Origin of the sequence: Pseudodesulfovibrio pelocollis (genome assembly GCF_030282845.1) — a bacterium.
Taxonomy (GTDB): domain Bacteria; phylum Desulfobacterota; class Desulfovibrionia; order Desulfovibrionales; family Desulfovibrionaceae; genus Pseudodesulfovibrio; species Pseudodesulfovibrio pelocollis.
On sequence record NZ_JASTWE010000006.1, the window covers coordinates 1 to 21,123 of the forward strand.

A 21,123-nucleotide genomic window follows, 5' to 3' on the forward strand; every position below is an offset into this window, starting at 1 on the left:
ACACTAGGGCTCTTTGAAAGAGTCCCTCCACCTCGTCGAACCGCTGTTGTTGGTAATAGAGGCCAGCGAGGTTGTTGCATGTGGCCGCCACCTCGTGGTGGTCCTTGCCCAAGACGCGCTCTCGGATATCCAGGGCTCTTCGGTAGAGTCCCTCTGCCTCATCGAACCGCTGTTGTGTTGCATAGAGGAGAGCGAGGTTGTTGCATGTGGCCGCCACCTCGTGGTGGTCCTTGCCCAAGACGCGCTCCCGGATATCCAGGGCTCTTCGGTAGAGTTCCTCTGCCTCATCGAACCGCTGTTGTGTTGCATAGAGGAGAGCGAGGTTATTGCATGTGGCTGCCACCTCGCGGTGTTCCTTGCCGAAGACGCGCTCCTTGATATCCAGGGCCATTCGGTAGAGTTTCTCCGCCTCGTCGAACCGCTGTTGTGTTGCATAGAGGGCAGCGAGGTTGTTGCATGTGGCCGCCACCTCGTGGTGGTCCTTGCCGAAGACGCGCTCCCGGATATCCAGGGCTTTTTGATAGAGACCCTCTGCCTCGTCGAACCGTTGTTGTGTTGCATAGAGGTTGGCGAGGTTGTTGTCTGTGGACGCCACCTCATGGTGGTCCTTGCCGAAGACACGCTCCTTGATATCCAGGGCTTTTTTGTAGAGTCCCTCTGCCTCGTCGAACCGTTGTTGTGTTGCATAGAGGTTAGCGAGATTGTTGCATGTGCTCGCCACCTCGTTGTGGTCCTTGCCGAAGACGTGCGCTTGAATGTCCAAAGCTCTTTTGTAGAGAGCCTCTGCCTCGACGAACCGCTGTTGTGTTTCATAGAGAGGAGCGAGGTTGTTGCATGTGGACGCCACCTTGTGGTGTGCCTTGCCGAAGACGCGCTCCCTGATATCCAGGGCTTTTTTGAAGTGTCTCTCTGCCTCGTCGAACCGCTGTTGCTCTTCATAGATGACGGCGATGTTGTTGCATGCCGTGGCAATCATGGCTTCGTCAGGTGGCGTCATGCTTTCGCAGTAATGCAGGCATCGTTCCCACTGCTCTGTGGCCTCCTCGAAAAGCCCGGCCATGCGGAAGGCTTTGCCAGCCTCGTGGCGATACAACATGGATTGGTGGCTGTCCGCCGTAGCGACCCGCTCTGCGGCTTGAAGATAGTAGTCAGCCGCCTTGGCAAAGGCGAAGCGGAGGTTTTCCAGTGCCGCCAGTTCCGCGAGGGTTTCTCCGGCCTCCAGGGCGGCGGTGTCCGCCTTTTTGAGTTGGAGGGACATGGCTTTCAGGAGAAGCTCTTCGGCCCTGTCCAATTGGCCTTCTGTCAAGGCTTCCCTGGCTTGGTGCTTGGCCGTGGCAACAGCGGCGTCGTCGGTCTCGAAACGCTCCAGACGGGCTTCCAGCTCCTTGAACCGCTCCGCAATACATCGGAGTTCATGGTCATAGTCGGAAAGAGGGATGTCTTCTTTTTCGAAAATGGCAAGGAAAGTGATCAGCGCGCCTTGGGTGATGCCGTGCTTTGTGGCGAGAGCCGCGTATTCTTCCGGTGGAACGCCATGATAGTGGGTCGTCGTTTGGTTCACAGTTCCCGCTGGTGCGGCAATGACTGAACCAGAGGGGTTGGTGATGGGGATGGTGGTGACTGATTTGTCCACCGAGGCGTGATTCCCGATGGCGGAATCGGTTGCACCCTTCGCCGTGATTTGGTCCCTCGCCGTGACTGTCCCTGGGGTGTTTCTGCGGAAAAGGCGTGTTATCATACCGCCAACAAAGATGGCTCCTGCTCCAGAAAAAAACCACTCTTTGTTTTCTGCGACCCAAGTGTAGGCGATTTCGAAATATCCCATCATCGTTTTGCCTTTATTGCGAGTTTGAAAAACTGTAGAGGCAACCCGCTGGCAGGTCAACATTTGTTGTCCGTTTTCCATTGACAACCCCCTGCCCGTGCTTATTTCCCGGGCATGTCCCGCCGTGGCGCGGGGCTTTTCACGACACTCCCAGCGCGAGGAATCTGACGAACATGGTGAAAAACAGGAAATCCGACAATCCGCTCGGCGATCTGTACGATGAGACGGGCAAGATTTTCGGCGGCGGCGACAAGGGCGCGGCACCGGAGGATGCTCCGGGAGCCGCGAAGGAAGGTGCGCAGGAAACTGTGGACGAGACCGAGGTCTCCCTGAGCCAGGACGAGCTTGAGGCGCTGTGCCGCGCTTCGGTCTGTCCGGGCTGCGATGTCTACAAGGCGGCCGAGGAAATCCGGCTGCGCGCCCTGGCCGACACCGAGAACGTCAAGAAGCGGCTGCTGCGCGAAACCGAAGACCTCAAGAAATACGCGGGCGAATCCATCCTGGCCGACCTGCTGCCCGTGCTCGACAACCTCGACCTCGCCCTGGCCCACACCGGCAACCTCGACGGCGCGTGCAAGAATTTCGTCATCGGCGTGGACATGACCCGCAAGCTCTTTGCCGACGCGGTCAAGGGCCACGGGCTGGTGCAGATCGAGGCCATGCGCGGCGGGGAGTTCAACCCCGAGGTCCACGAGGCCGTGGGCACCATGGAGGACGGCGAGCTGGACGACAACCGCATCGCCCAGGTGGTGCAGGCGGGCTACACCCTCAAGGGCCGCCTGCTGCGTCCGGCCAAGGTCATGGTGGTCAAGGCCTGACAGTGTTTTTTGGCCTGCAACCCTTTACAACCCCGGCCGCGTGATTATTGGAAGCAGTACGCAATTCTGTGCAAGAGAATTCACATCGCAATATTTTAGGAGGATATACGTATGGGCAAGATCATAGGGATCGACCTGGGCACCACCAACTCCTGTGTCTACGTGATGGAGGGCAAAGACCCCAAATGCATCACCAACCCCGAGGGCGGGCGCACCATGCCTTCCGTCGTGGCCTTCACGGACAAGGAGCGGCTTGTGGGCGACATCGCCAAACGCCAGTCGGTCACCAACCCGGAGAAAACCGTTTTCGCCATCAAGCGTCTCATGGGCCGAAAGGCTGACGCTCCCGAGGTCAAGAAGTGGCAGAAGCACTGCCCCTACCAGATAGTGGCCGGCAACGCCAACGACGCCTGGGTCGAGATCGGCGACAAGAAATACAGCCCGCCCGAAGTCTCGGCCATGATCCTCCAGAAGCTCAAGAAGGACGCCGAAAGCTACCTGGGCGAGACCGTGACCGAGGCGGTCATCACCGTGCCCGCCTACTTCAACGACTCCCAGCGCCAGGCCACCAAGGACGCGGGCAAGATCGCGGGCCTTGAGGTCAAGCGCATCATCAACGAGCCCACTGCGGCCTCCCTGGCCTACGGCTTCGACAAGAAGGCCAACGAGAAGATCGCGGTCTTCGACCTGGGCGGCGGCACCTTCGATATCTCCATCCTCGAAGTGGGCGACAACGTGGTCGAGGTGCGCGCCACCAACGGCGACACCTTCCTCGGCGGCGAAGACTTCGACCACCGCATCATCGAGTATCTGGTGGGCGAGTTCAAGAAGGAGAACGGCATCGACCTGTCCAAGGACCGCATGGCCCTGCAACGCCTCAAGGAGGCTGCGGAAAAGGCCAAGCACGAGCTGTCCAGCTCCGTGGAGTCCGAGGTCAACCTGCCTTTCATCACCGCCGACCAGAATGGCCCCAAGCACATGATGGTCAAGATCAGCCGCGGCAAGCTCGAAAAGCTGGTGGAGGACCTGGTGGAGCGCACGGTGGAGCCGTGCCGCAAGGCCCTCAAGGACGCCGGGCTTTCCGCCTCTGACATCGACGAGGTCATCCTCGTGGGCGGCATGACCCGCATGCCCCTGGTCCAGGAAAAGGTGAAGAGCTTCTTCGGCCGCGAGCCCAACCGCTCGGTCAACCCGGACGAGGTCGTGGCCATGGGCGCGGCCATCCAGGGCGGCATCCTGGCCGGTGACGTCAAGGACGTGCTCCTGCTCGACGTGACCCCGCTTTCGCTGGGCATCGAGACCATGGGCGGCGTCATGACCAAGCTCATCGAGCGCAACACCACCATCCCGACCAAGAAATCCCAGGTCTTCACCACTGCGGCCGACAACCAGCCCTCGGTGTCCATCCGGGTCTTTCAGGGCGAGCGGCCCATGTCGGCCGACAACAAGCTGCTGGGCAACTTCGAGCTGTCCGGCATTCCCCCGGCGCCGCGCGGCGTGCCGCAGGTCGAGGTCTCCTTTGACATCGACGCCAACGGCATCGTCCACGTCAACGCCAAGGACATGGGCACCGGCCGTGAGCAGTCCATCCAGATCACCGCGTCCTCGGGCCTGTCCGACGACGAGATCGAGCAGATGGTCAAGGACGCCGAGGCCCATGCCGACGAGGACAAGCTGAAGCAGGCCCTCATCGAGGCCCGCAACCACGCCGACACCCTGGTCTACACCTCGGAGAAGTCCCTGCGCGACCTCGGCGACAAGGTGGACGCCGGACTCAAGGCGGACATCGAGACCAGGATCGAGGCCCTGAAGGCGGCCCTGGCCACGGACAACGCGGACGAGATCAAGGCCAAGACCGACGAACTGGCCCAGGCCTCCCACAAGCTGGCCGAGCAGCTCTACGCCCAGCAGTCCACCGGCCAGGCCGGAGCCGCTGGCGCGGCAGGGGCGGCCGGAGCCGCCGGAGCCGATGGAGCGGCCTCGTCCTCGTCCTCGTCTAGGGCCGACGACGACGTGGTGGACGCCGACTACACCGAGGTCAAGTAATCCAACTTGCCTTGAGGGACCAAGCGAAGTATAGCATTACCCGGCCCGCATGATGCGGGCCGGGTTTTTCTTTGCCGGTTCACCAAGCCGGGACACAACGCACCATGCCCATCATGAAAAAAAATACCACCATACCCCCCATCCTGCGGTCCCTGGCGCTCCTCGCGCTGGCGGCCCTGTTCTTGTTCAGCTGCGCCCCGAGGCAGACCGTGCCCAGCGCGGACCTGCTCTCCACGCCAAACCTGCTTGTCGAGGCCGCCGCCGCCTGGGAGCGCCGCAACTACGAGGCCGCGGAGCTGTACTACGCCGCCCTGCTGGAGCGGCCCGACCTGACGCCCGGCGCGCTGCCCACCGTCTACGAGCGGCTGGCCGATTCCGCCATCCGCAGCGGCCATTACCATCAGGCGCGCATCGCCCTGGAGGACTGGGCAAACATGGACGCCTCGGTGGTGCGGCTGCGCTCCTGGGAGCGGCTGTACCTCGACACCATGGCCGCCCTGAACCGGGGCGAGCGGCTGCAAAATCACCTGCGCTGGCTCCTGGCCGCCACTGATGTCCCGTGGGAGACGCGGGCCGACGCGGCCCTGTGGTACGGCGAATATTTCCGCAACCGGGGCGACTTCGACCGCTCGCTGGAAACCCTGGCTGGGTTCTATGTCCAGGCACCGTCCCCGGCCGATCGGGCGGCCATGGAGGCCGCCTACCGGGCCACGCTTCAGTCCCTGGACAACACCCGGATCATGGAGCTTTCCCGAGCCGTGACCGCCGAGGCCCAGTGGCGCTTCCCGTACGTGCTCGTCGGGTTCGAGCGGGGTGTGCGCGAGGCCACGGACAAGGCGGCGTGGTCCGGTGTCTGGCGGACCATGCGCACCCTGGCCGCCCGGGGCGAGCTTGCGGACCGGGCTCCGCTTGAGCAGACCCTGGCCGCCCTTGAGGCGCGCTTTGGCCTGCCGCGCGTGGGCGTGGCCATGGCCCTGCCGCTGTCCGGCCCCTTTGGCAAGGTCGGCGCGGGCATCCTGCGCGGTGCCGGGCTGGCCCAGTGGCGGCTGGCCCAGGACGCCACGGACGTGGACCTGCGGGTGATCAATACCGACATCCCGGGCTGGGAGGCCCGGCTGGCCGCGCTGCCCGCCCACTACTCGGTGGTGGGTGGTCCGCTTCAGGTGCAGAATTTTCGGCAGCTTTACGAAGGGACCGCGTCGGGCAGACGCATCCTCGACTCGCGCGCCGTCTTCGCCTTCCTCGCCTCCCTGGGCGACGACCTGACCGAAGGGCGCGACGCATGGCGGTTCTTCTCCAGCCGCGATGACGAGGTGCGCAGTCTGGTCAGTCTTTCCGTGGACCAGCTGGGCATCAAGGATGTGGCGATCTTCTATCCCGAAGAGGCCTTTGGCCGGGCCATGGCCGAGACCTTCTACCGCGAGGCCGCGCCCATGGGTGCCCGGGTCCGGGGCATGCAGTCCTATCCGCCCAGGGAACTCAAGGAGTGGAGCCAGCGGGTGGCCCGGCTGCTCAAGGTGCCCGCCAATTTCAAGGACAACAAGGATGCGCCGCTCCCGCAGCCGGACTTCGGCGCGGTCTTCCTGCCCGATGGCTGGGGCCAGGCCCAGACCCTGCTGCCCAACTTCTTCTTCTACGAGGGCGACCAGCTTCTGTACCTGGGCACCAGCCTGTGGAGCCGCGCCCTGGACAGCGCCCGAAACGTGGACGAGCATTACTACCGGCTGGCCGTGTGCCCTGGCGCGTGGTGGGAGGGGAGCGACGGCGGCCGCGCCCTCCAGGCCGCGCTGACCGAGGAGGGCCTTGGTCAGGCCGACTTCTGGGTGGCCCTGGGCTACGATTTCGTGCGCTTTGCCGGAAAGATCGGCTCGCTGCCCGCAGGCTGGACCCCTGCCGACGTCAACGACCGCATCGCCTCGGCAAGCCGCATGGACTTCAGCATGGCCCCCATCAGCTGGAACGGGCAGGGCGTGGCCATGCAGGAGATGTATCTCTTCAGCCCGGCGCGCAACGGCAAGCGGCTGGTCAACGCCGCCTCCCTCGCCGACAGCATCGCCAAGGCCAAGGCCCGGCGCGACCGGCGGCTCGAAGCCTACGAGCAGCGCCAGGAGGGCGGTCGTTAGCCGTCGTTCCCGGACCGCCCACATTCACGCAAGGAGCATCGACAATGAAGATAAGCCCCCAAGAGGTGGCCAAGGTGGCGCGTCTGGCGCGCCTGGATCTGCCGCAGGACAAGCTTGAGCTGTTCGCCGGACAGCTGGGCGACATTCTGGGCCACATGGACAAGCTCGCCGAGCTGGACACCGACAGCGTGGAGCCCATGTACAGCCCGGTGGAGCACACCACCGTGCTGCGCCCCGACGAGCCGCGCAAGGAGCATGGCCGCGACGAGGTGCTGGGCAACGCGCCCAGGCAGGACGGCCAATTCTTCATCGTCCCCAGAATCGTCTGATTTTCGCCCATACCCAGGATAGACCATGTCTGCATTGCACACCAAGACCCTGACCGAACTGGCCGGGCTGCTCCAATCCCGCGAGGTCACCGCCGTCCAGGCCGTGGGAGCGTGCCTGGACCGCATTGAGGCCACCGAGCCCGCCGTCCGCGCCCTGATCACGGTCATGGCCGGCGAGGCCATGGCCCGGGCCGAGACCCTGGACGCCGAAGGACCGGACCCGTCCAAGCCCCTGTGGGGCGTGCCCGTGGTCCTCAAGGATCTGCTCACCACCCGGGGAGTCAGGACCACCTGCGGCTCGAAGATTCTCAAAGATTTCGTGCCGTTCTATGATGCCACGGCAGTGGCCCGGCTGCGCGAGGCCGGGGCCGTGCTCATTGGCAAGGCCAATATGGACGAGTTCGCCATGGGCTCGTCCACCGAGAACTCCGCCTATTTCCGCACCGCCAACCCCTGGGATGCCGAGCGCGTGCCGGGCGGCTCGTCCGGCGGCTCGGGCGCGTCCGTGGCCGCTGGCCAGTGCTTTGCCGCCCTGGGCACTGACACCGGCGGCTCCATCCGGCTGCCCGCCTCCTTCTGCGGCATCGTGGGGGTCAAGCCCACCTATGGCCGCGTGTCGCGCTACGGGCTGATCGCCTATGGCTCGTCCCTGGACCAGATCGGCCCCATGACCCGCTCGGTGGAAGACGCCGCCCGGGTGCTCCAGGTCATCGCCGGGCACGACCCCCGGGACTCCACCTCGGTCAACGCACCCGTGCCCGACTATCTGGCCGGGCTGGGCCGCGACTCCCTTGACGGCGTGACCATCGGCCTGCCGCGCGAATACTGGGGCGGGGGCATCGACCCCGAGGTGGAGGCGGCCTGCCGTGCCGCAGTGGCCCGGGCCGAGGCGCTGGGCGCAAGGACCGTGCCCCTCTCCCTCTCGCTGACCGACTACGCCATCGCCACCTACTACATCATCGCCATGGCCGAGGCCTCGTCCAACCTCTCCCGCTTTGACGGGGTGCGCTTCGGCCACCGCAGCCAGGGTGCCGAGGAACTCATCGACATGTACACCGCCAGCCGCACCGAGGGGTTCGGCGACGAGGTGCAGCGGCGCATCATCATGGGCACCTACGTCCTTTCGTCCGGCTACTACGACGCCTACTACAACAAGGCCGCCAAGGTCCGCCGCCTGCTGCGCCAGGACTTCGACGCGGCCCTTGGGCAGTGCGATTTCATCGCCGGGCCGGTCTGCCCGACCACGGCCTTCAGAGTCGGGGCCAAGGCCGACCCCATCCAGATGTACCTCATGGACATCTTCACCATCTCCCTGAACCTGGCCGGGCTGCCGGGCATGAGCTTGCCCGTGGGCCTTGGCACCGATTCAGGCATGCCGGTGGGCCTCCAGCTCATGGGCCGCCCCTTCGAGGAGGCGGACATGCTCTCCGTGGCCGCCTGCCTGGAGCGGAATCTGGACCCCATGCCGCTGCCCGCGCTTTAGACGTTTCACCATCTCTTCAACGGCAAGAAAGCCGGTGGCCGAACATTCTCGGCGACCGGCTTTCCGTTGTTCCGTCAGCGCGGGCTACTTCATGTCGTAGCTGACCGGGCCGTCCTTGTAGTTGGTCCGGTCGAGCCAGTCCGAAGGGTAGCCGATGTCGCGGACCGGGCCGCCGGGTCTGTTGAGGTAGCCATCGGAATACTTGGCAAAGAGGGTGAAGGTCAGGTCGCGCCATGTGGCGAGCACCTGGCCTGCGGTCTGGAAGCCGAACTCGGTGATCAGGCGCAGGGTTTCCTCGTCGCTCTTGCCCTTGACGGCCTCGTCCATGGCCAGCACGTCTGCCATGGCCTTGGTTTCGAGCCGTTGCTGCACGGGCTGGATGTCCACCCGGGTCATGCGCTGGAAGTTGAGGCGGGCCCAGTTGGCCAGCAGATCGAAGTGCCACCATGCCGAGGTGGGGTCGAATTCCTGGGGCGAGCCGGTCTGGTAGGGGCGCGGCAGTTGGGCCGATTTGGCGAAGAAGGGCGTGAAGCAGGTGGTGTAGGCCACGTCCGGGCCGAACCAGAGGACGCCCTTGGTGTATTCCGGGGCCTTGGGCCGGGTCTGGCAGACAAAGGTGTAGCCCTGGTAGAAGACCGATATGGCCCGCTCCCACGCGCCGTAGAACTTCTTGTCCGCGTCCACGTTGTTCTGGTTGCCGTCATAGGGGCCGACAAAGCGGTGCGGGTCGCCGTATGGCCCGGCGGCCACGCCCTTGGTCAGGTCGAACTGGGTGCCCTCGTAGTGGTCGCGGTAGAGGCTGAAGACCTTGGCCAGGTCAAGGGGGACATTGGGCTTGATGGAGAAGGGGTAGTCCGTGGTGTAGGTGTCCTTGACCCAGGGGGAGAGGCCCAGGTCCGGGTTGACCCGGTCCAGGGCCCGCCAGACGCGGCGCAGCGAGTAGTAGGGGTGGTTGTACTCGCCGGGGCTGACCGCCCGCAGCCAGTCGATGGGCCCTTGCGTCTTCTCGTCCCACCACTTGAGCTTCTTCAGGCCGGGCACGAGGTGCCTGGAGTAGAGGAAGTTGTCCGGGTCGTCCTTGATCACCTCGCGGATGCGGAAGGTATTGGCGGCCACGAAGAATTCGCCGTCGGGCACCCGCTTGGCCACCCAGGCCGAGTGGTGGGTGGCGTCGGGCAGGGCGCACATCTCAAAGACCCAGCCCTCGTTCTCGTCGGCCACCAGCAGGGTCTCGCCCGTGTCGTAGACGCCGTACTTGTCCACCAGCGCGCCCATGAGCGCCACCGCCTCGCGCGCGTTGGCGCAGTTCTCAAGGGCGATGCGCGACAATTCGGAACTGTAGAAAAGCCGCTGCGGGTTGCCCGCGCTCGCCTTGGCATTGGACGGGGGCTCGAAATTGGCCGCGTTGGTGCACTCGCCCATCATCAGGTTCTTCTCGTTCATGATCCCGTAGTTGCCGTCGAAGTAGGCGAACGACACCGTCTGCTCCCGGCCCAGGAGCTTCCATATCTCGGCGTAGGGGATGGTCGCCACCGGCTCGGTGGGCGGATACCCCGGGGTGGCGTAGGCCGGGCCGCGATCATCGGTGACAAAGCGCGGATAGGCGTAGGCCTCATGGAAAATCTTGCGGCTGCCGGTCTGCTCCTTGGAGGGAACGTAGACCAGCCGCTGGTCGCCCAGCTCGTCGTCGTCGGAGTGGGTGACCATCATGGAGCCGTCGGCGCTGGCCCCGGGGGTGATGATCATGGTGGTGCAGGCAAGGGCCCCGGGCGCGGCCAGCAGGGCGACCAGCAGTGTGGCCAGGACGGCCGTCGGGAGAAAGTGCAGCGGTTTCATGGCGAACTCCTTGTGTGATGTCTTCCTGTGCGCCGGTGTAGCACGATCTGGCCCGGTCAGACCACAAACTCTTTGCATTCGGCTCCGGCTTCCTTAGGATGCCCCGAGGCGCTGGCAGGAGCCGCGTCCGACCGACAACCCCGAGACAGATGATGACCACAGCCGTAGCCGTGAGCGGGGGCATGGACAGCCTGCTCGCCCTGGCCCTGATGAAGGAGCGCGGGCACGATGTGTTCGCCCTGCACGGCCGCTTCCTGCCAAAAGGTGGCGGGGATGGGGCGGTGGCCGGGCTGGCCGAGGCCTGCGCCCATCTTGGCGTGCCCTTTCACGTGGCCGACCTGCGCCGCGAGTTCGAGCGCGAGGTGGTGGCCCCCTTTGCCGATGCCTACCGCCGGGGGCTGACCCCCAACCCCTGCGCGGCCTGCAACCCGCGCATGAAGTTCGGCGCGCTCTTTGACGCGGCACGCGCCCTGGGTGCGGACAATCTGGCCACGGGCCACTATGTGCGGCTGGTTGACGCCAAGGAAGGTCCGCTGCTGGCGCGCGGGGCTGACCCGGCCAAGGACCAGAGCTATTTTCTCTCGTTGGTGGGGGGGGAGGCCCTGCGCCGCGCCCACTTCCCCCTTGGCGACATGCTCAAGAGGGACGTGCCCGCTCGGCTGGCCGGGCTGGGGTTGACCCCGCCCCTGCCGGGCGAGAGCCAGGAGATATGCTTCGTGCCCGGCGACGACTACCAGACGTTCCTGACCCGGCGCGGCCCCATGCCCGGCGGCGGTCCCATCGTCCTTGCGGACGGCACGGTCATCGGAAGGCACAAGGGGCTGTGGCGGCACACCCAGGGCCAGCGGCGCGGCCTGGGCATCGCCTGGGCCGAGCCCCTCTACGTGCTCCACAAACGCGTGGTTGACAACACCCTGGTGGTGGGGCCGAAGCCCTCGCTCCTGGTGCCCGGCTGCGTGGCCGGGCGGGTCAACCTCATGACCGACCCTGCGGGCTGGCCCGAGGTGGTCATGGTCCAGACGCGTTACCGCCAGCGGCCCAGACCGGCCCGATTCGCCATTGAGGACCACCGGCTCGTGGTCCGTTTCCTTGAGCCCCATGACCGCCCGGCCCCGGGGCAGGTGGCGGCGGTGTACGATGCGGAAGGGACGGTCCTGGGCGGGGGCGTCATTGAACATGCCTTGGAGCGTGGGATGGAAGGTGACGGGGGGTGAGCGGACTCGCAATCAGAGGCCCCGGCGGTCCTCCCACCGTTCCTGCCGTTCGCGGGCAAGTCCCTCGGCTCTGGCCCTGACCAGGGTCTTGCGGATGGTCTCGGGCGTCATGTCCGGCCGCTTGCGGCAGTAGCCCGTCCACCAGCGCACCTCCTGGGTGATGCGGGTGTTGAAGGGCTCGCGATAGGTGGCGAGCACGGCGAACCCCTGGTCGAGCTCGTCAAGGAACATCAGGGTCAGGCCGAGATAGAACACCGCGTCCGGGTTGCCGGGATACTGGTCCAGGGTGGCGTCGAAGTGGGTGCGGGCCGTGGGGTAGTCGCCGTCGAGAAAGGCGCGAAATCCCTCGCGGTTGATCCGATAGGCCGCGTCCGGCCCGCTGTGCAGGAAGTCGCCGTAACTGCTGAGGCTGACGCCCATGCCCGAGGCCGTGCCCACGCCCACGCCCACGCCCGAGTTCGTGCCCACGCCCACCGCGCCGTAAGAAAGGCAGCCGGTGAGCATGGTGAGCGCGGCGAGCAGCGTCAGTGTTGTCCGTCTCATGGCATTGACCCTTGTTGGGAAATGCTTTAGTCCGCTCGGGCGGGGCTAGCGCGAGCCGCCGAAATCCCGCTCGCGGTCCATGCCCTCGTCCCAGGCCCGGAACATGGCCCTGGCGATGGCCTCGTCGGTCAGGTCCGGCGTGTCGGCAAGGCGTGCGGCCATGTCGCGCACCGAGTTGGTTACCTGGACCCTGCCGGGATAGCGGAACCCGGTCAGGGTCTCGAACCCGCCCGCGCGGTCGCCCTTGGCGATCTGGCACAGGCCGGTGTAGAAGACCGCGCTCGGGTAGTTCTCCACCCCGGCGGCGTGGCGAAACGCCTCCTCGGCCTTGTCGTATTCACCAAGATTGTAGTACGCACGGCCCAGGCCGGTCAGCAGCCGGGCCGAGTCCGGCTCGTCCTTGAGGGCCTTCTGGTATTCCACCACGGCCTGTTCGTAGTCCTTGAGGGTCATGGACAGGTTGCCCGCCAGCTTGGGCTGGTGGCCGCACCCGGCCAGCAGCAGGGTTGCGAGCAACAGGGCCGAAAAGGTCAGGATGAGGGTGATGATCCGTTTGGTGTGTGTCATGGATTCGTTTTTCTCTCCGAAACATGGGTGTTCGCCTGAGCGACAGGCCGAGAGTACATGATTCGATTGTATACCGCCACCCTGGGGTGCAAGATAAACCAGTATGAGACCCGGTCCATCGCCGAGGCCTGGACCGGCCACGGGCAGGCCGTGGAGAGCGTCGCGCCCGAAGGGGCGGACGTCATCCTGGTCAATTCCTGCGCGGTCACGGCCAATGCCGTGGCCGATCTGCGCCAGACAGTGCGCCGCCTCCATCGCGCCAATCCGGCGGCCGGGATCATCGTCACCGGCTGCGCGGCCCAGGTCATGGCCGACGAACTGGCCGGGCTGCCCGGAGTGGTCAGCGTGGTGCCCCAGGCGGACAAGGGCGCGCTCCTGGCCGGGCCTGTCGCCTCGCCTGCCGCGCCTCTGGCCGCGGCGATCCCCTCCATTGATCCCGACACCACCGATCCCGACACCGCCGACGAGCCGGGCGGATACGCCCCCTTTTCCATCTCCGGCTATTCCCGGGCCAGGGCCGTGGTCAAGGTCCAGGACGGCTGTTCGCACCACTGCACCTACTGCATCGTGCCACTGACGCGCGGCCCCTCGGTCAGCCGCCCGTCGGACGAGGTGATCGCCGAGGCGGCGCGGTTGCTCGATGCCGGATTCCGCGAACTGGTCATCAGCGGCATCAATCTGCGCCACTATGGCCGGGGGCTGGCCGAACGCATGGATTTCTGGGATCTCCTGGCCCGCCTGGACCGGGAGCTGGCCCCCGGCTGGGCCGGACGGGCGCGGCTGCGCGTCTCGTCCGTGGAGCCGGGCCAGCTTGATGACAAGGCCTTCGATACCCTGGCCGGATCGTCCATGGTCTGCCCCCATCTGCACCTATCGCTGCAAAGCAGCGATGCTGGTGTGCTCCGGGCCATGGGGCGCGGTCACTACGACCCGCGCGGCGCGGCGGATTTCCTGGCCCGGCTGGCCCGGGTCTGGCCGATCATGGGCCTTGGCGCGGACATCATCACCGGATTTCCCGGCGAGGACGAGGCCGCCTTTGCCGAGACCCTGGCCCTGTGCCGTGAACTGCCCCTGACCTATGCCCATGTCTTTCCGTATTCCGAGCGGCCGGGAACCCGCGCCGCCGACATGCCCGGGCAGGTGGCCGTGCCCGTGCGCAAGGCGCGGGCCGCTCGGCTGCGTGCCCTTGTGTCCCGGCGCAGGCGGGCCTTCCGCGAGCGGCTCACCGGCTTGCCCCGCCTCGATGTGCTGGTCCAGGATGCGCAGGGCAACGGGGTGTGCGAGTTCTATGCCGGGTGTCGGCTGACCCGCCTGCCCGATGGCGTTGGCCGACGCGCCCTGGTCCGCGCCCGGCCCGTGGGCGTCGAGCGGGGTGTCGTCATGGCCGAGCCGTTGCCGGAATCGCTGCCGGAAACTGGTGGGGACAGGTCGTGAGCGTGCCCAGGGAGCCCCTGCCCGGGCTGCTGGTCATGTCCGTGCTCAGCGCCAGATGGGATTGGGTCTGGCCCGGCCTGCTCGGTGAGCTTGAGGCGCGTTTCGGCCCGGCCGAACACGTCTCCGAGTTGTTTCCCTTTGACCAGACCGGCTACTACGATGCGGAACTGGGCACGCCCATAGGGCGGCGGCTCCTCGCCTTCGAGGCGTTGCGCCCGCTGGACGAGCTGGCCGACATCAAGCTGGCCACCAACGCCATCGAGGCCGCCCACGCCGTCGGGGGACAGCGGCGCGTCAACCTCGACCCGGGTTTCCTCACCCTGGAGCGGCTGGTGCTGGCCACGGGCAAGAACTTTTCCCACCGCGTCTATCTGGGGCGCGGCATCTGGGCGGACCTGACCCTGATCTGGCAGCGGGGCGGGTGGACCGACTTTCCCTGGACATTCCCGGACTACGCGGGCCGGGAAATGAAATCGCGGCTGACAAAGCTGCGGCAGTTGTATAAAACCAAGCTCAATACATAAGGGGATCAAGCATATGCCCGTCAGCATGACCGGTTTTGGCCGGTTCGAGACCACAGAGGACGCCTGGACGCACGTCTGGGAGATCAAGAGCGTCAACGGCCGGTTCCTCGACGTCAAGTGGCGCCTGCCCGGCTCCCTGCGCGGCCTGGAGAACGGCTGGGAAAAGGTCGTGCGCACCCACGCCTCGCGCGGCCGGGTGGATGTCTCCCTCAACCTTGAGGTCATGGACGCCGGTGTGCTCGGCGTGGCCTTCAACGAGGTCATGGCCCGGGCCATGATGCGCGAGATGGAGAAGCTGGCCGCCAGCCAGGGGCGCGTCTTCGAGCCGGACTTCAACCGGATCATGACCATGTCGTCCCTGTGGCGCGACGCGGGCAACGAGCCCGATCCCGGACTGGCCGAGAGCCTGACCCGGGGACTGGAAGGCGCGCTGGCGGACTGGATGCGCTCGCGCACCGTGGAGGGCGAGGCCATGGTGGCCGATCTGCTCGCCCGGTTCGACACCCTGAGCGGGCTCGCCCGGGCCGTGGGCGCGCGCGTCCCGGCCATTCTGGAGGAAAAGAAGACCGGGCTGCGTCAGCGCATCATCGACATGCTCCAGTCTGCCGGGGCTGATTTTTCCGAGGACCGCATGCTCCAGGAGGTGGCCTACCTGACGGACAAGCTCGATGTGTCCGAGGAGCTGACCCGGCTCGACGCCCACCTTGAGCGCATCGGCGAGACCCTGCGCGGCGGCGGCGACGTGGGCAAGAAGCTCGATTTTCTCATCCAGGAGACGTTTCGCGAGATCAACACCTGCGGCAACAAGGCCCAGGATGTGGAGGTCAGCCGTCTGGTGGTGGACTTCAAGGCCGAGCTTGAGCGCTGCCGCGAGCAGATCCAGAACATCGAGTAGCCCGGCCGCGCCAACGCGATCACGTCCAAAGCATAAAGGAATTGTAGGTAGTTATGCAGAAACAGGGATTGCTCAACGTAGGTTTCGGCAACTTCGTGGTGTTGAGCCGTGTGATCTCCATCGTCAACCCCACCAGCGCGCCCATGCGCCGCCTGCGCGAGGACGCGCGCCAGGAGGGGCGGCTCATCGACGCCACCCAGGGGCGCAAGACCCGCGCCATCATCGTCACCGACTCCAACCATGTCATCCTCTCGGCCATCCAGGCCGAGACCGTGGGCCAGCGCTTCAGCGCAGAGGAGGGGGACTAGGTGGGCAAAGACGACACCTTCCGCCGCCAGGGACAGGTGCTCGTGGTCTGCGCTCCCAGCGGCACGGGCAAGAGCACGCTCATCAACATGCTGCGGCGCGAGTTCCCGGACTTCGGCTACTCGATCTCCTACACCACCCGCGCCCCACGGGGCCATGAGCAGGACGGCCGCGAATACCATTTCGTCTCCCGCGACGCCTTTGTGACCATGCGCAGCCGGGGCGAGTTCTGCGAGTGGGCCGAGGTCCATGGCAACTTCTACGGCACGGCCACCAAACCGGTGGAAACGATGCTCGGCCAGGGGTGCGACGTGCTCTTCGACATCGACGTGCAGGGGGCGAAACAGCTGCGCAACACGTTCCCGGACGGCACCTTCGTTTTCCTGCTGCCGCCCTCGCGGGCCGTCCTGGTCCGCCGTCTGACCGGCCGGGGCACCGACTCCGAGGAGTCCGTCGCCCGCAGACTTGACAATGCGGCGGGCGAGATCAGGCAGGCGGATTTCTTTGAATACTGGGTAGTCAACGACGATCTGGACATGTCCTATCAGGAACTTCGGGCCGTGTATCTGGCCGGTCGCTGCAAACCCGCCCTGCGTCCGGGCATCCTTGACGCCATCCTCGGCACCTGGGAGACACAGGGGGGGGGCGATGGCTGAACTGGTGGTGGCCCTCGATTATCCAGACGGCGCGTCTGCCCTGGCCATGGCCCGTTCGCTGCGCGGCACGGCCGGGTGGGTCAAGGTGGGCCTTGAGCTGTTCACGGCCCAGGGCCCGGCCGTGGTGGAGCCCCTCAAGAAGCTGGGCTTCAAGGTCTTTCTGGACATGAAATTCTTCGACATCCCCAATACGGTGCTCGGCGCGGCCCGGTCCGCCGCCCTGCTGGGGGTGGACATGGTCACCATCCACGCCCTGGGCGGCGAGCGCATGGCCCGTGCGGCCATGGAGGGCTGTGCCGCAGGCGCGCTTCCGGGCGCGCGGCCGCCGTTGGTCATGGCCGTGACCATGCTCACCAGCATGGGGCCGGGCGACCTGCCCGTGGACGGCGCGCCAGCCCCCTCGCGGATGGCCCTTGACCTTGCTGTGAAAGCCAAGCAATATGGCGTAAATGGAGTGGTCTGTTCCGGGCTCGAAGTGGCGGACGTCAAGGGGAAGTGCGGGGATGGCTTCCTGTGCCTGACGCCGGGCATACGGCTCGCGTCGGCGGCGGCGGACGACCAGCGCAGGGTGGTCACGCCCGGGCAGGCGGTCCGGTTCGGTTCCGATTTTCTGGTGGTGGGCAGGCCCATCACCGGGGCCGTGATTCCGGCGGACGCGGCCCGGACCATGCTTGAGGAGATGCGATCAGCCTAATCCCCGGGGGGAGCGGATGACTGAGCAAGGCGACACGGAGCGAGGCGGCCGGGAGATAGTCAGGGACGGCGCGGAGAAGATCAAGGGCGTCTTCTCCACACAGTCCGTTTCCAGGGTCGGCACCGGCACCACCCAGCGGCGAACCATCCAGAAGACCTATTGGAGCAGCGAGGAGCTTGAGGACGGCTCCATCGTCGTGCAGCCCCTCAATCGCAACTACGTTCCATCCGGACCCAGGCGCACCCTTTCCCGCGACGAGTTCCTGACCAAGTTCAATCCCGAACCCGAATTCTATCTCTCCACCGTGTTTCCGGCCATCAGGGAAATGGACGATGCCGTGGTGCGCGGCGAGAAGCACCGCGAGCGCGGCGCGGCCTACAGCGCGGAGTTCGAGTTCAAGCGGGCCACGGCCATCGACGAGGAGAACGTGCGCGCCAACTTCGGCCTGGGCCTGACCTATCTCGACCGGGGCGATCAGGTGAAGGCCAATGACATCTTCGAGCGCATCGTGGGCCTTGAGGCGGCGTTCGAGTCCGAGCACAAGCATCTGTTCAACGATTTCGGCATCAACATGCGCAAGAACAAGATGTACGAGCAGGCCCTGCAATACTACCTGCGTGCCGAGGAGTTGGTGGAGGACGACGAGCACCTGTTTCACAACATCGCCCGCTGCTTCTACGAGAAGGGCGATGTGGAGGGATGCAAGAAGTATTTGCGCAAGAGCCTGGAGGTGAATCCTGACCTCAAGGAGAGCCGCATGTTCTGGGCCTTTCTCAAGAGCGAGGGCCATGTGGCGGACGGGGCCGATCCATCGGGGACCGACACGCGCCGGACCGGAGGCGAGCGGTCGGCCGTGGGCGGAAAACCCGCTGACGAGCGCGGTGCGGCGGTCGCCAGCGGGCAGGCCAACGGGCGGCCCGTCGGGGCTCCGGCCGGGGGCAAGGCCAATGGGGCGGACGGCCAAGCCGCCACCCCCTCCAAGCCTGCCGCGCCCATCAAGCTGGATCTCGATTGACGGACCGGGCTGCCTGGGGTAGCGGCAACACGGGGCTGGCGGCCAAACACGGGGCGATCACGGAGTCTTCATGAACCAGGACAAGATACAGGCTTTCTTGCGGGAACTCCCGAGGATGCGGGACGACCTGCCCTATTCGCCCGAGGTGCTCGGCAAGCTCTTCGCCCAGACAGGGGACTCGTCCATGGCCTCCCTTGAGGATGTGGGCAAGACCGTGGGCAAGGACCAGGGGCTGACCACGCGCATCCTGCGGGTGGCCAATTCCGCCTATTACGGCCTCCAGGCCGAGGTGGTCTCCGTGTCCCGCGCCGCTGCCGTGCTCGGCATGCACGAGATCCGCAACATCGTCCTCACCCTTGGCGTCAACGGCCTCACCGCCGGTTACACCATGCCCGATGACTTTGACCTGGCCGAATACTGGCGGCACCAGTTCTATGTGGGCATGATCGCCCGCGAGGTCTCGCGTGTCACCGAGGTGGGCAAGTCAGACATCATGTTCACTGCCGGGCTGCTGCACGACATCGGCAAGCTCATTGTCGCCCTGCGCCGCCCCGCCGACTGGGCCGCCATCCGCGAACTGGCCGACGAGGAGGGCATTCCCGATGCCGAGGCCGAGGACGAGTACTGGGGGCTGGACCACGCCGTGATCGGCGCCCTGGTGCTCAAGTCGTGGGACCTGCCGCCCGCGCTGGTGGAACCGGTCAACTGGCATCACGCCCCGGAGCTTTCGCCCGGCCACTCCAACGAGGCCACGGTCATCTGTCTGGCCGACTGCGCCGCCCATGCCGTGGACGATGATGACGAATACTTCGTCTCCCGGCTCCAGGCCCTGTGCCCGGACCTGGAAATGGAGCTGGACGAGATCATGGAAGTGGCCGAGGAACTGGCCGAATCCAAGGACATCGAACAGTTCGTCCGGCTCCTCGCCTGACCCCGGGATCGCCATGCCCTGCATCTGGAAAGCCCGCGGCGAAAGTCGGCCGCCCTCGTCCGAGACCATGGCCGAGCAATTGTCCGTGTCCCCGCTCATCGTGGACATCCTCTGGAACCGTGGGATGGCCTCGGTGGAGGAGATGGACCGATTCCTCTCGCCGGGCCTGCGCCATCTGGCCCAGCCCTCTGAGATTCCCGGCCTGATGGACGCGGCCGAAGTGGTGGTGCGCGGCCTGGCCGCGGGGCGCACCCTGGCCGTGTGGGGCGACTACGACGTGGACGGCATCACGGCCACGGTCCTGCTCAAGGAATTCTTCGCCGCGCGCGGCATCGCAATCATGCACCACCTGCCCAACCGCATGGAGGAGGGCTACGGCATGAACGTTCCGGGCGTGGAGCGGCTGGCCGCCCAGGGCGCGGGCGTGCTCCTGACCGTGGACTGCGGCATCTCGGACATCGCGCCCGTGGCCCGCGCCCGGGAGCTGGGCATGCTGGTGGCCGTGACCGATCACCACCTGCCCGGCGACACCCTGCCCGACGCCCACGCCATCTGCGATCCGCGCCTGCGCGAGGGCGGCCCGTGCGACGATCTGGCCGGGGTGGGCGTGGCCTTCATGCTTGCCTGCGCGCTGAACCGGATGCTGCCGGGCGAGCCCATGGATGTGCGCCCGCTGCTCGATCTGGTGGCGCTGGGCACCGTGGCCGACGTGGTCCAGCTCACCGGCCAGAATCGCATCCTGGTCAAGAACGGGCTTTTGGTCATCAAGGATGCGGCCCGGCCCGGTATGGCCGCCCTGAAGATGGTCAGCGAATACGAGCGCAAGGCCGAGCTTGGAGCCGGACAGATCGGCTTCAACCTCGCCCCGCGTGTCAACGCGGCCGGGCGCATGGGCGATCCGGGCAAGGCCCTGGCCCTGCTCCTGGCCCCAAGCCTCGACGAGGCTATGCCCATTGCCCGGGAACTCGACGCCATCAACCTGGAGCGCCGCCGCCAGGAGCAGGATATCGCCGAAGAGGCCCTGGCCCAGGCCGAGACCATGCGGCACATGGCCGGGCTGGTGCTCCACGCCGACCACTGGCATCCGGGCATCATCGGCATCGTGGCCTCGCGGGTGGTGGAGCGCTACTACCGGCCCACCCTCATGCTCTGCTCGCGCGAAGATACCGGCCTGCTCAAGGGGTCGGGCCGCAGCATTTCCGAGTTTGACCTTCATGAAAGCCTCAAGTCCGTCAGCCCGCTGCTGGCCGGGTTCGGCGGGCACAAGCAGGCGGCCGGGCTTTCCCTTGATCCGGCCAATCTCGACGCCCTGCGGCAGGGCTTCAACGAGGCAGTCATAGCCAAGCTTGGCCCGGAGCCGCTGACCCCGACCCTCAAGCTCGACCGCCAGTTGCCCTTTGGCGAGATCACCAACACCCTGCTCAACGAGCTTGAGCTGCTCCAGCCCTTTGGCCTTGGCAACCCGGAGCCGGTCTTTGCCTCCGCGCCCGTGACCGTGGCCGAGTACCGCCTGTTCGGCCGCGACAACGAACACGTCAAGCTCGTGCTGGCCGACGCCGAGAGCGGAGCCAGGCTGTCGGGCAAGGCCTGGCGCATGGGCCGCGAGTTCCCGCGCAATACCAAGGGACAGGCCATGCGTTTCGCCTTTACCCCCAAGATCGACCGCTACCGGGGCATCCCGAGCATCGACCTGCGCATCCGCGACTGGCTGGTGTAGCCTTTCCCCGCAGTTCGCGGCATCGAAGCCGCCGCTGCCAACCATCTGCATTGATTCATCCTTATATTTGCGTGGGCAGCTTGTGCCGCTGCGTGCGGCAGGATACTGTGAGCCGCAACCCCGAGGCGTAGCAGAAGGTGTTTTCACCCCTGCCGTACGGTGATGGC

At 66.0% G+C, this 21,123-nt stretch carries 19 protein-coding genes; 15 read left to right on the forward strand and 4 right to left on the reverse strand.

Translation table 11 applies throughout. The annotated features are described in order from the left end of the window. On the reverse strand, positions 1 to 1,906 hold a 1,906-nt coding region (locus QQS14_RS03415), incomplete at its 3' end, for a tetratricopeptide repeat protein (RefSeq protein ID WP_285905502.1). A 92-nt stretch (positions 1,907 to 1,998) separates the two neighbouring features. On the opposite strand from QQS14_RS03415, the gene QQS14_RS03420 reads away from it, so the two are divergent. The 5 genes from QQS14_RS03420 (at position 1,999) to gatA (ending at position 8,624) form a co-directional block, all read left to right on the forward strand. After that, positions 1,999 to 2,643 carry a nucleotide exchange factor GrpE gene (locus QQS14_RS03420; protein ID WP_285905503.1) on the forward strand — a complete coding sequence of 215 codons (645 nt, stop codon included), beginning with the start codon at positions 1,999 to 2,001 and terminating at the stop codon, positions 2,641 to 2,643. A gap of 111 nt (positions 2,644 to 2,754) precedes the next feature. Beyond that, entirely contained in the window at positions 2,755 to 4,689 is a 1,935-nt protein-coding gene (gene dnaK / locus QQS14_RS03425) for a molecular chaperone DnaK (RefSeq protein WP_285905504.1), read from the forward strand. A 104-nt stretch (positions 4,690 to 4,793) separates the two neighbouring features. After that, positions 4,794 to 6,812, forward strand: a complete 2,019-nt coding sequence (locus QQS14_RS03430; protein WP_285905505.1) for a penicillin-binding protein activator — start codon at positions 4,794 to 4,796, stop codon at positions 6,810 to 6,812. A 44-nt stretch (positions 6,813 to 6,856) separates the two neighbouring features. Beyond that, positions 6,857 to 7,141 carry an Asp-tRNA(Asn)/Glu-tRNA(Gln) amidotransferase subunit GatC gene (gene gatC / locus QQS14_RS03435; RefSeq protein WP_285905506.1) on the forward strand — a complete coding sequence of 95 codons (285 nt, stop codon included), beginning with the start codon at positions 6,857 to 6,859 and terminating at the stop codon, positions 7,139 to 7,141. 25 nt (positions 7,142 to 7,166) lie between these two features. Further along, positions 7,167 to 8,624, forward strand: a complete 1,458-nt coding sequence (gene gatA, locus QQS14_RS03440; RefSeq protein ID WP_285905507.1) for an Asp-tRNA(Asn)/Glu-tRNA(Gln) amidotransferase subunit GatA — start codon at positions 7,167 to 7,169, stop codon at positions 8,622 to 8,624. A gap of 84 nt (positions 8,625 to 8,708) precedes the next feature. Here gatA and QQS14_RS03445 read toward each other — a convergent pair whose 3' ends face one another. Continuing rightward, positions 8,709 to 10,460 carry a dipeptidase gene (locus QQS14_RS03445; protein WP_285905508.1) on the reverse strand — a complete coding sequence of 584 codons (1,752 nt, stop codon included), beginning with the start codon at positions 10,458 to 10,460 and terminating at the stop codon, positions 8,709 to 8,711. Positions 10,461 to 10,612: 152 nt separating this feature from the next. Between QQS14_RS03445 and mnmA the strand changes: the two genes are divergently transcribed. Then, a complete protein-coding gene (gene mnmA / locus QQS14_RS03450; RefSeq protein ID WP_285905509.1) occupies positions 10,613 to 11,674 on the forward strand; it encodes a tRNA 2-thiouridine(34) synthase MnmA in 1,062 nt (353 codons plus the stop codon). Positions 11,675 to 11,686: 12 nt separating this feature from the next. Here mnmA and QQS14_RS03455 read toward each other — a convergent pair whose 3' ends face one another. Further along, a complete protein-coding gene (locus QQS14_RS03455) occupies positions 11,687 to 12,217 on the reverse strand; it encodes a tetratricopeptide repeat protein (protein ID WP_285905510.1) in 531 nt (176 codons plus the stop codon). A gap of 45 nt (positions 12,218 to 12,262) precedes the next feature. Continuing rightward, positions 12,263 to 12,784, reverse strand: coding sequence for a tetratricopeptide repeat protein (locus tag QQS14_RS03460; RefSeq protein WP_285905511.1), 522 nt, complete (start codon positions 12,782 to 12,784; stop codon positions 12,263 to 12,265). A 57-nt stretch (positions 12,785 to 12,841) separates the two neighbouring features. Here QQS14_RS03460 and QQS14_RS03465 point away from each other — a divergent pair, with 57 nt between their 5' ends. The 9 genes from QQS14_RS03465 to recJ all read left to right on the forward strand — a co-directional run bounded on the left by QQS14_RS03465 (position 12,842) and on the right by recJ (position 20,956). Beyond that, on the forward strand, positions 12,842 to 14,218 hold the full coding sequence (locus QQS14_RS03465; RefSeq protein WP_285905512.1) for a MiaB/RimO family radical SAM methylthiotransferase: 1,377 nt from the start codon (positions 12,842 to 12,844) through the stop codon (positions 14,216 to 14,218). Next, positions 14,215 to 14,742 carry a DUF4416 family protein gene (locus tag QQS14_RS03470; RefSeq protein WP_285905513.1) on the forward strand — a complete coding sequence of 176 codons (528 nt, stop codon included), beginning with the start codon at positions 14,215 to 14,217 and terminating at the stop codon, positions 14,740 to 14,742. The genes QQS14_RS03465 and QQS14_RS03470 overlap by 4 nt, the downstream gene beginning before the upstream one ends. A 13-nt stretch (positions 14,743 to 14,755) precedes the next feature. Continuing rightward, positions 14,756 to 15,637: a YicC/YloC family endoribonuclease gene (locus QQS14_RS03475; RefSeq protein ID WP_285905514.1), complete on the forward strand. Its 882-nt coding sequence runs from the start codon at positions 14,756 to 14,758 to the stop codon at positions 15,635 to 15,637. Positions 15,638 to 15,690: 53 nt separating this feature from the next. Further along, positions 15,691 to 15,945, forward strand: a complete 255-nt coding sequence (locus QQS14_RS03480) for a DUF370 domain-containing protein (protein ID WP_285905515.1) — start codon at positions 15,691 to 15,693, stop codon at positions 15,943 to 15,945. Further along, positions 15,946 to 16,599 carry a guanylate kinase gene (gmk, locus tag QQS14_RS03485; RefSeq protein ID WP_285905516.1) on the forward strand — a complete coding sequence of 218 codons (654 nt, stop codon included), beginning with the start codon at positions 15,946 to 15,948 and terminating at the stop codon, positions 16,597 to 16,599. Further along, entirely contained in the window at positions 16,592 to 17,293 is a 702-nt protein-coding gene (gene pyrF, locus QQS14_RS03490) for an orotidine-5'-phosphate decarboxylase (protein ID WP_285905517.1), read from the forward strand. Before gmk ends, pyrF begins: the two co-directional genes overlap by 8 nt. 16 nt (positions 17,294 to 17,309) lie before the next feature. Beyond that, entirely contained in the window at positions 17,310 to 18,308 is a 999-nt protein-coding gene (locus QQS14_RS03495) for a tetratricopeptide repeat protein (protein ID WP_285905518.1), read from the forward strand. Positions 18,309 to 18,378: 70 nt separating this feature from the next. Then, the gene (locus QQS14_RS03500; protein WP_285905519.1) at positions 18,379 to 19,239 is read left to right on the forward strand and encodes an HDOD domain-containing protein; all 861 of its coding nucleotides are present in this window, start codon (positions 18,379 to 18,381) and stop codon (positions 19,237 to 19,239) included. 13 nt (positions 19,240 to 19,252) lie between these two features. After that, entirely contained in the window at positions 19,253 to 20,956 is a 1,704-nt protein-coding gene (gene recJ, locus QQS14_RS03505) for a single-stranded-DNA-specific exonuclease RecJ (protein WP_285905520.1), read from the forward strand. The last annotated feature ends 167 nt before the right edge of the window (positions 20,957 to 21,123 follow it).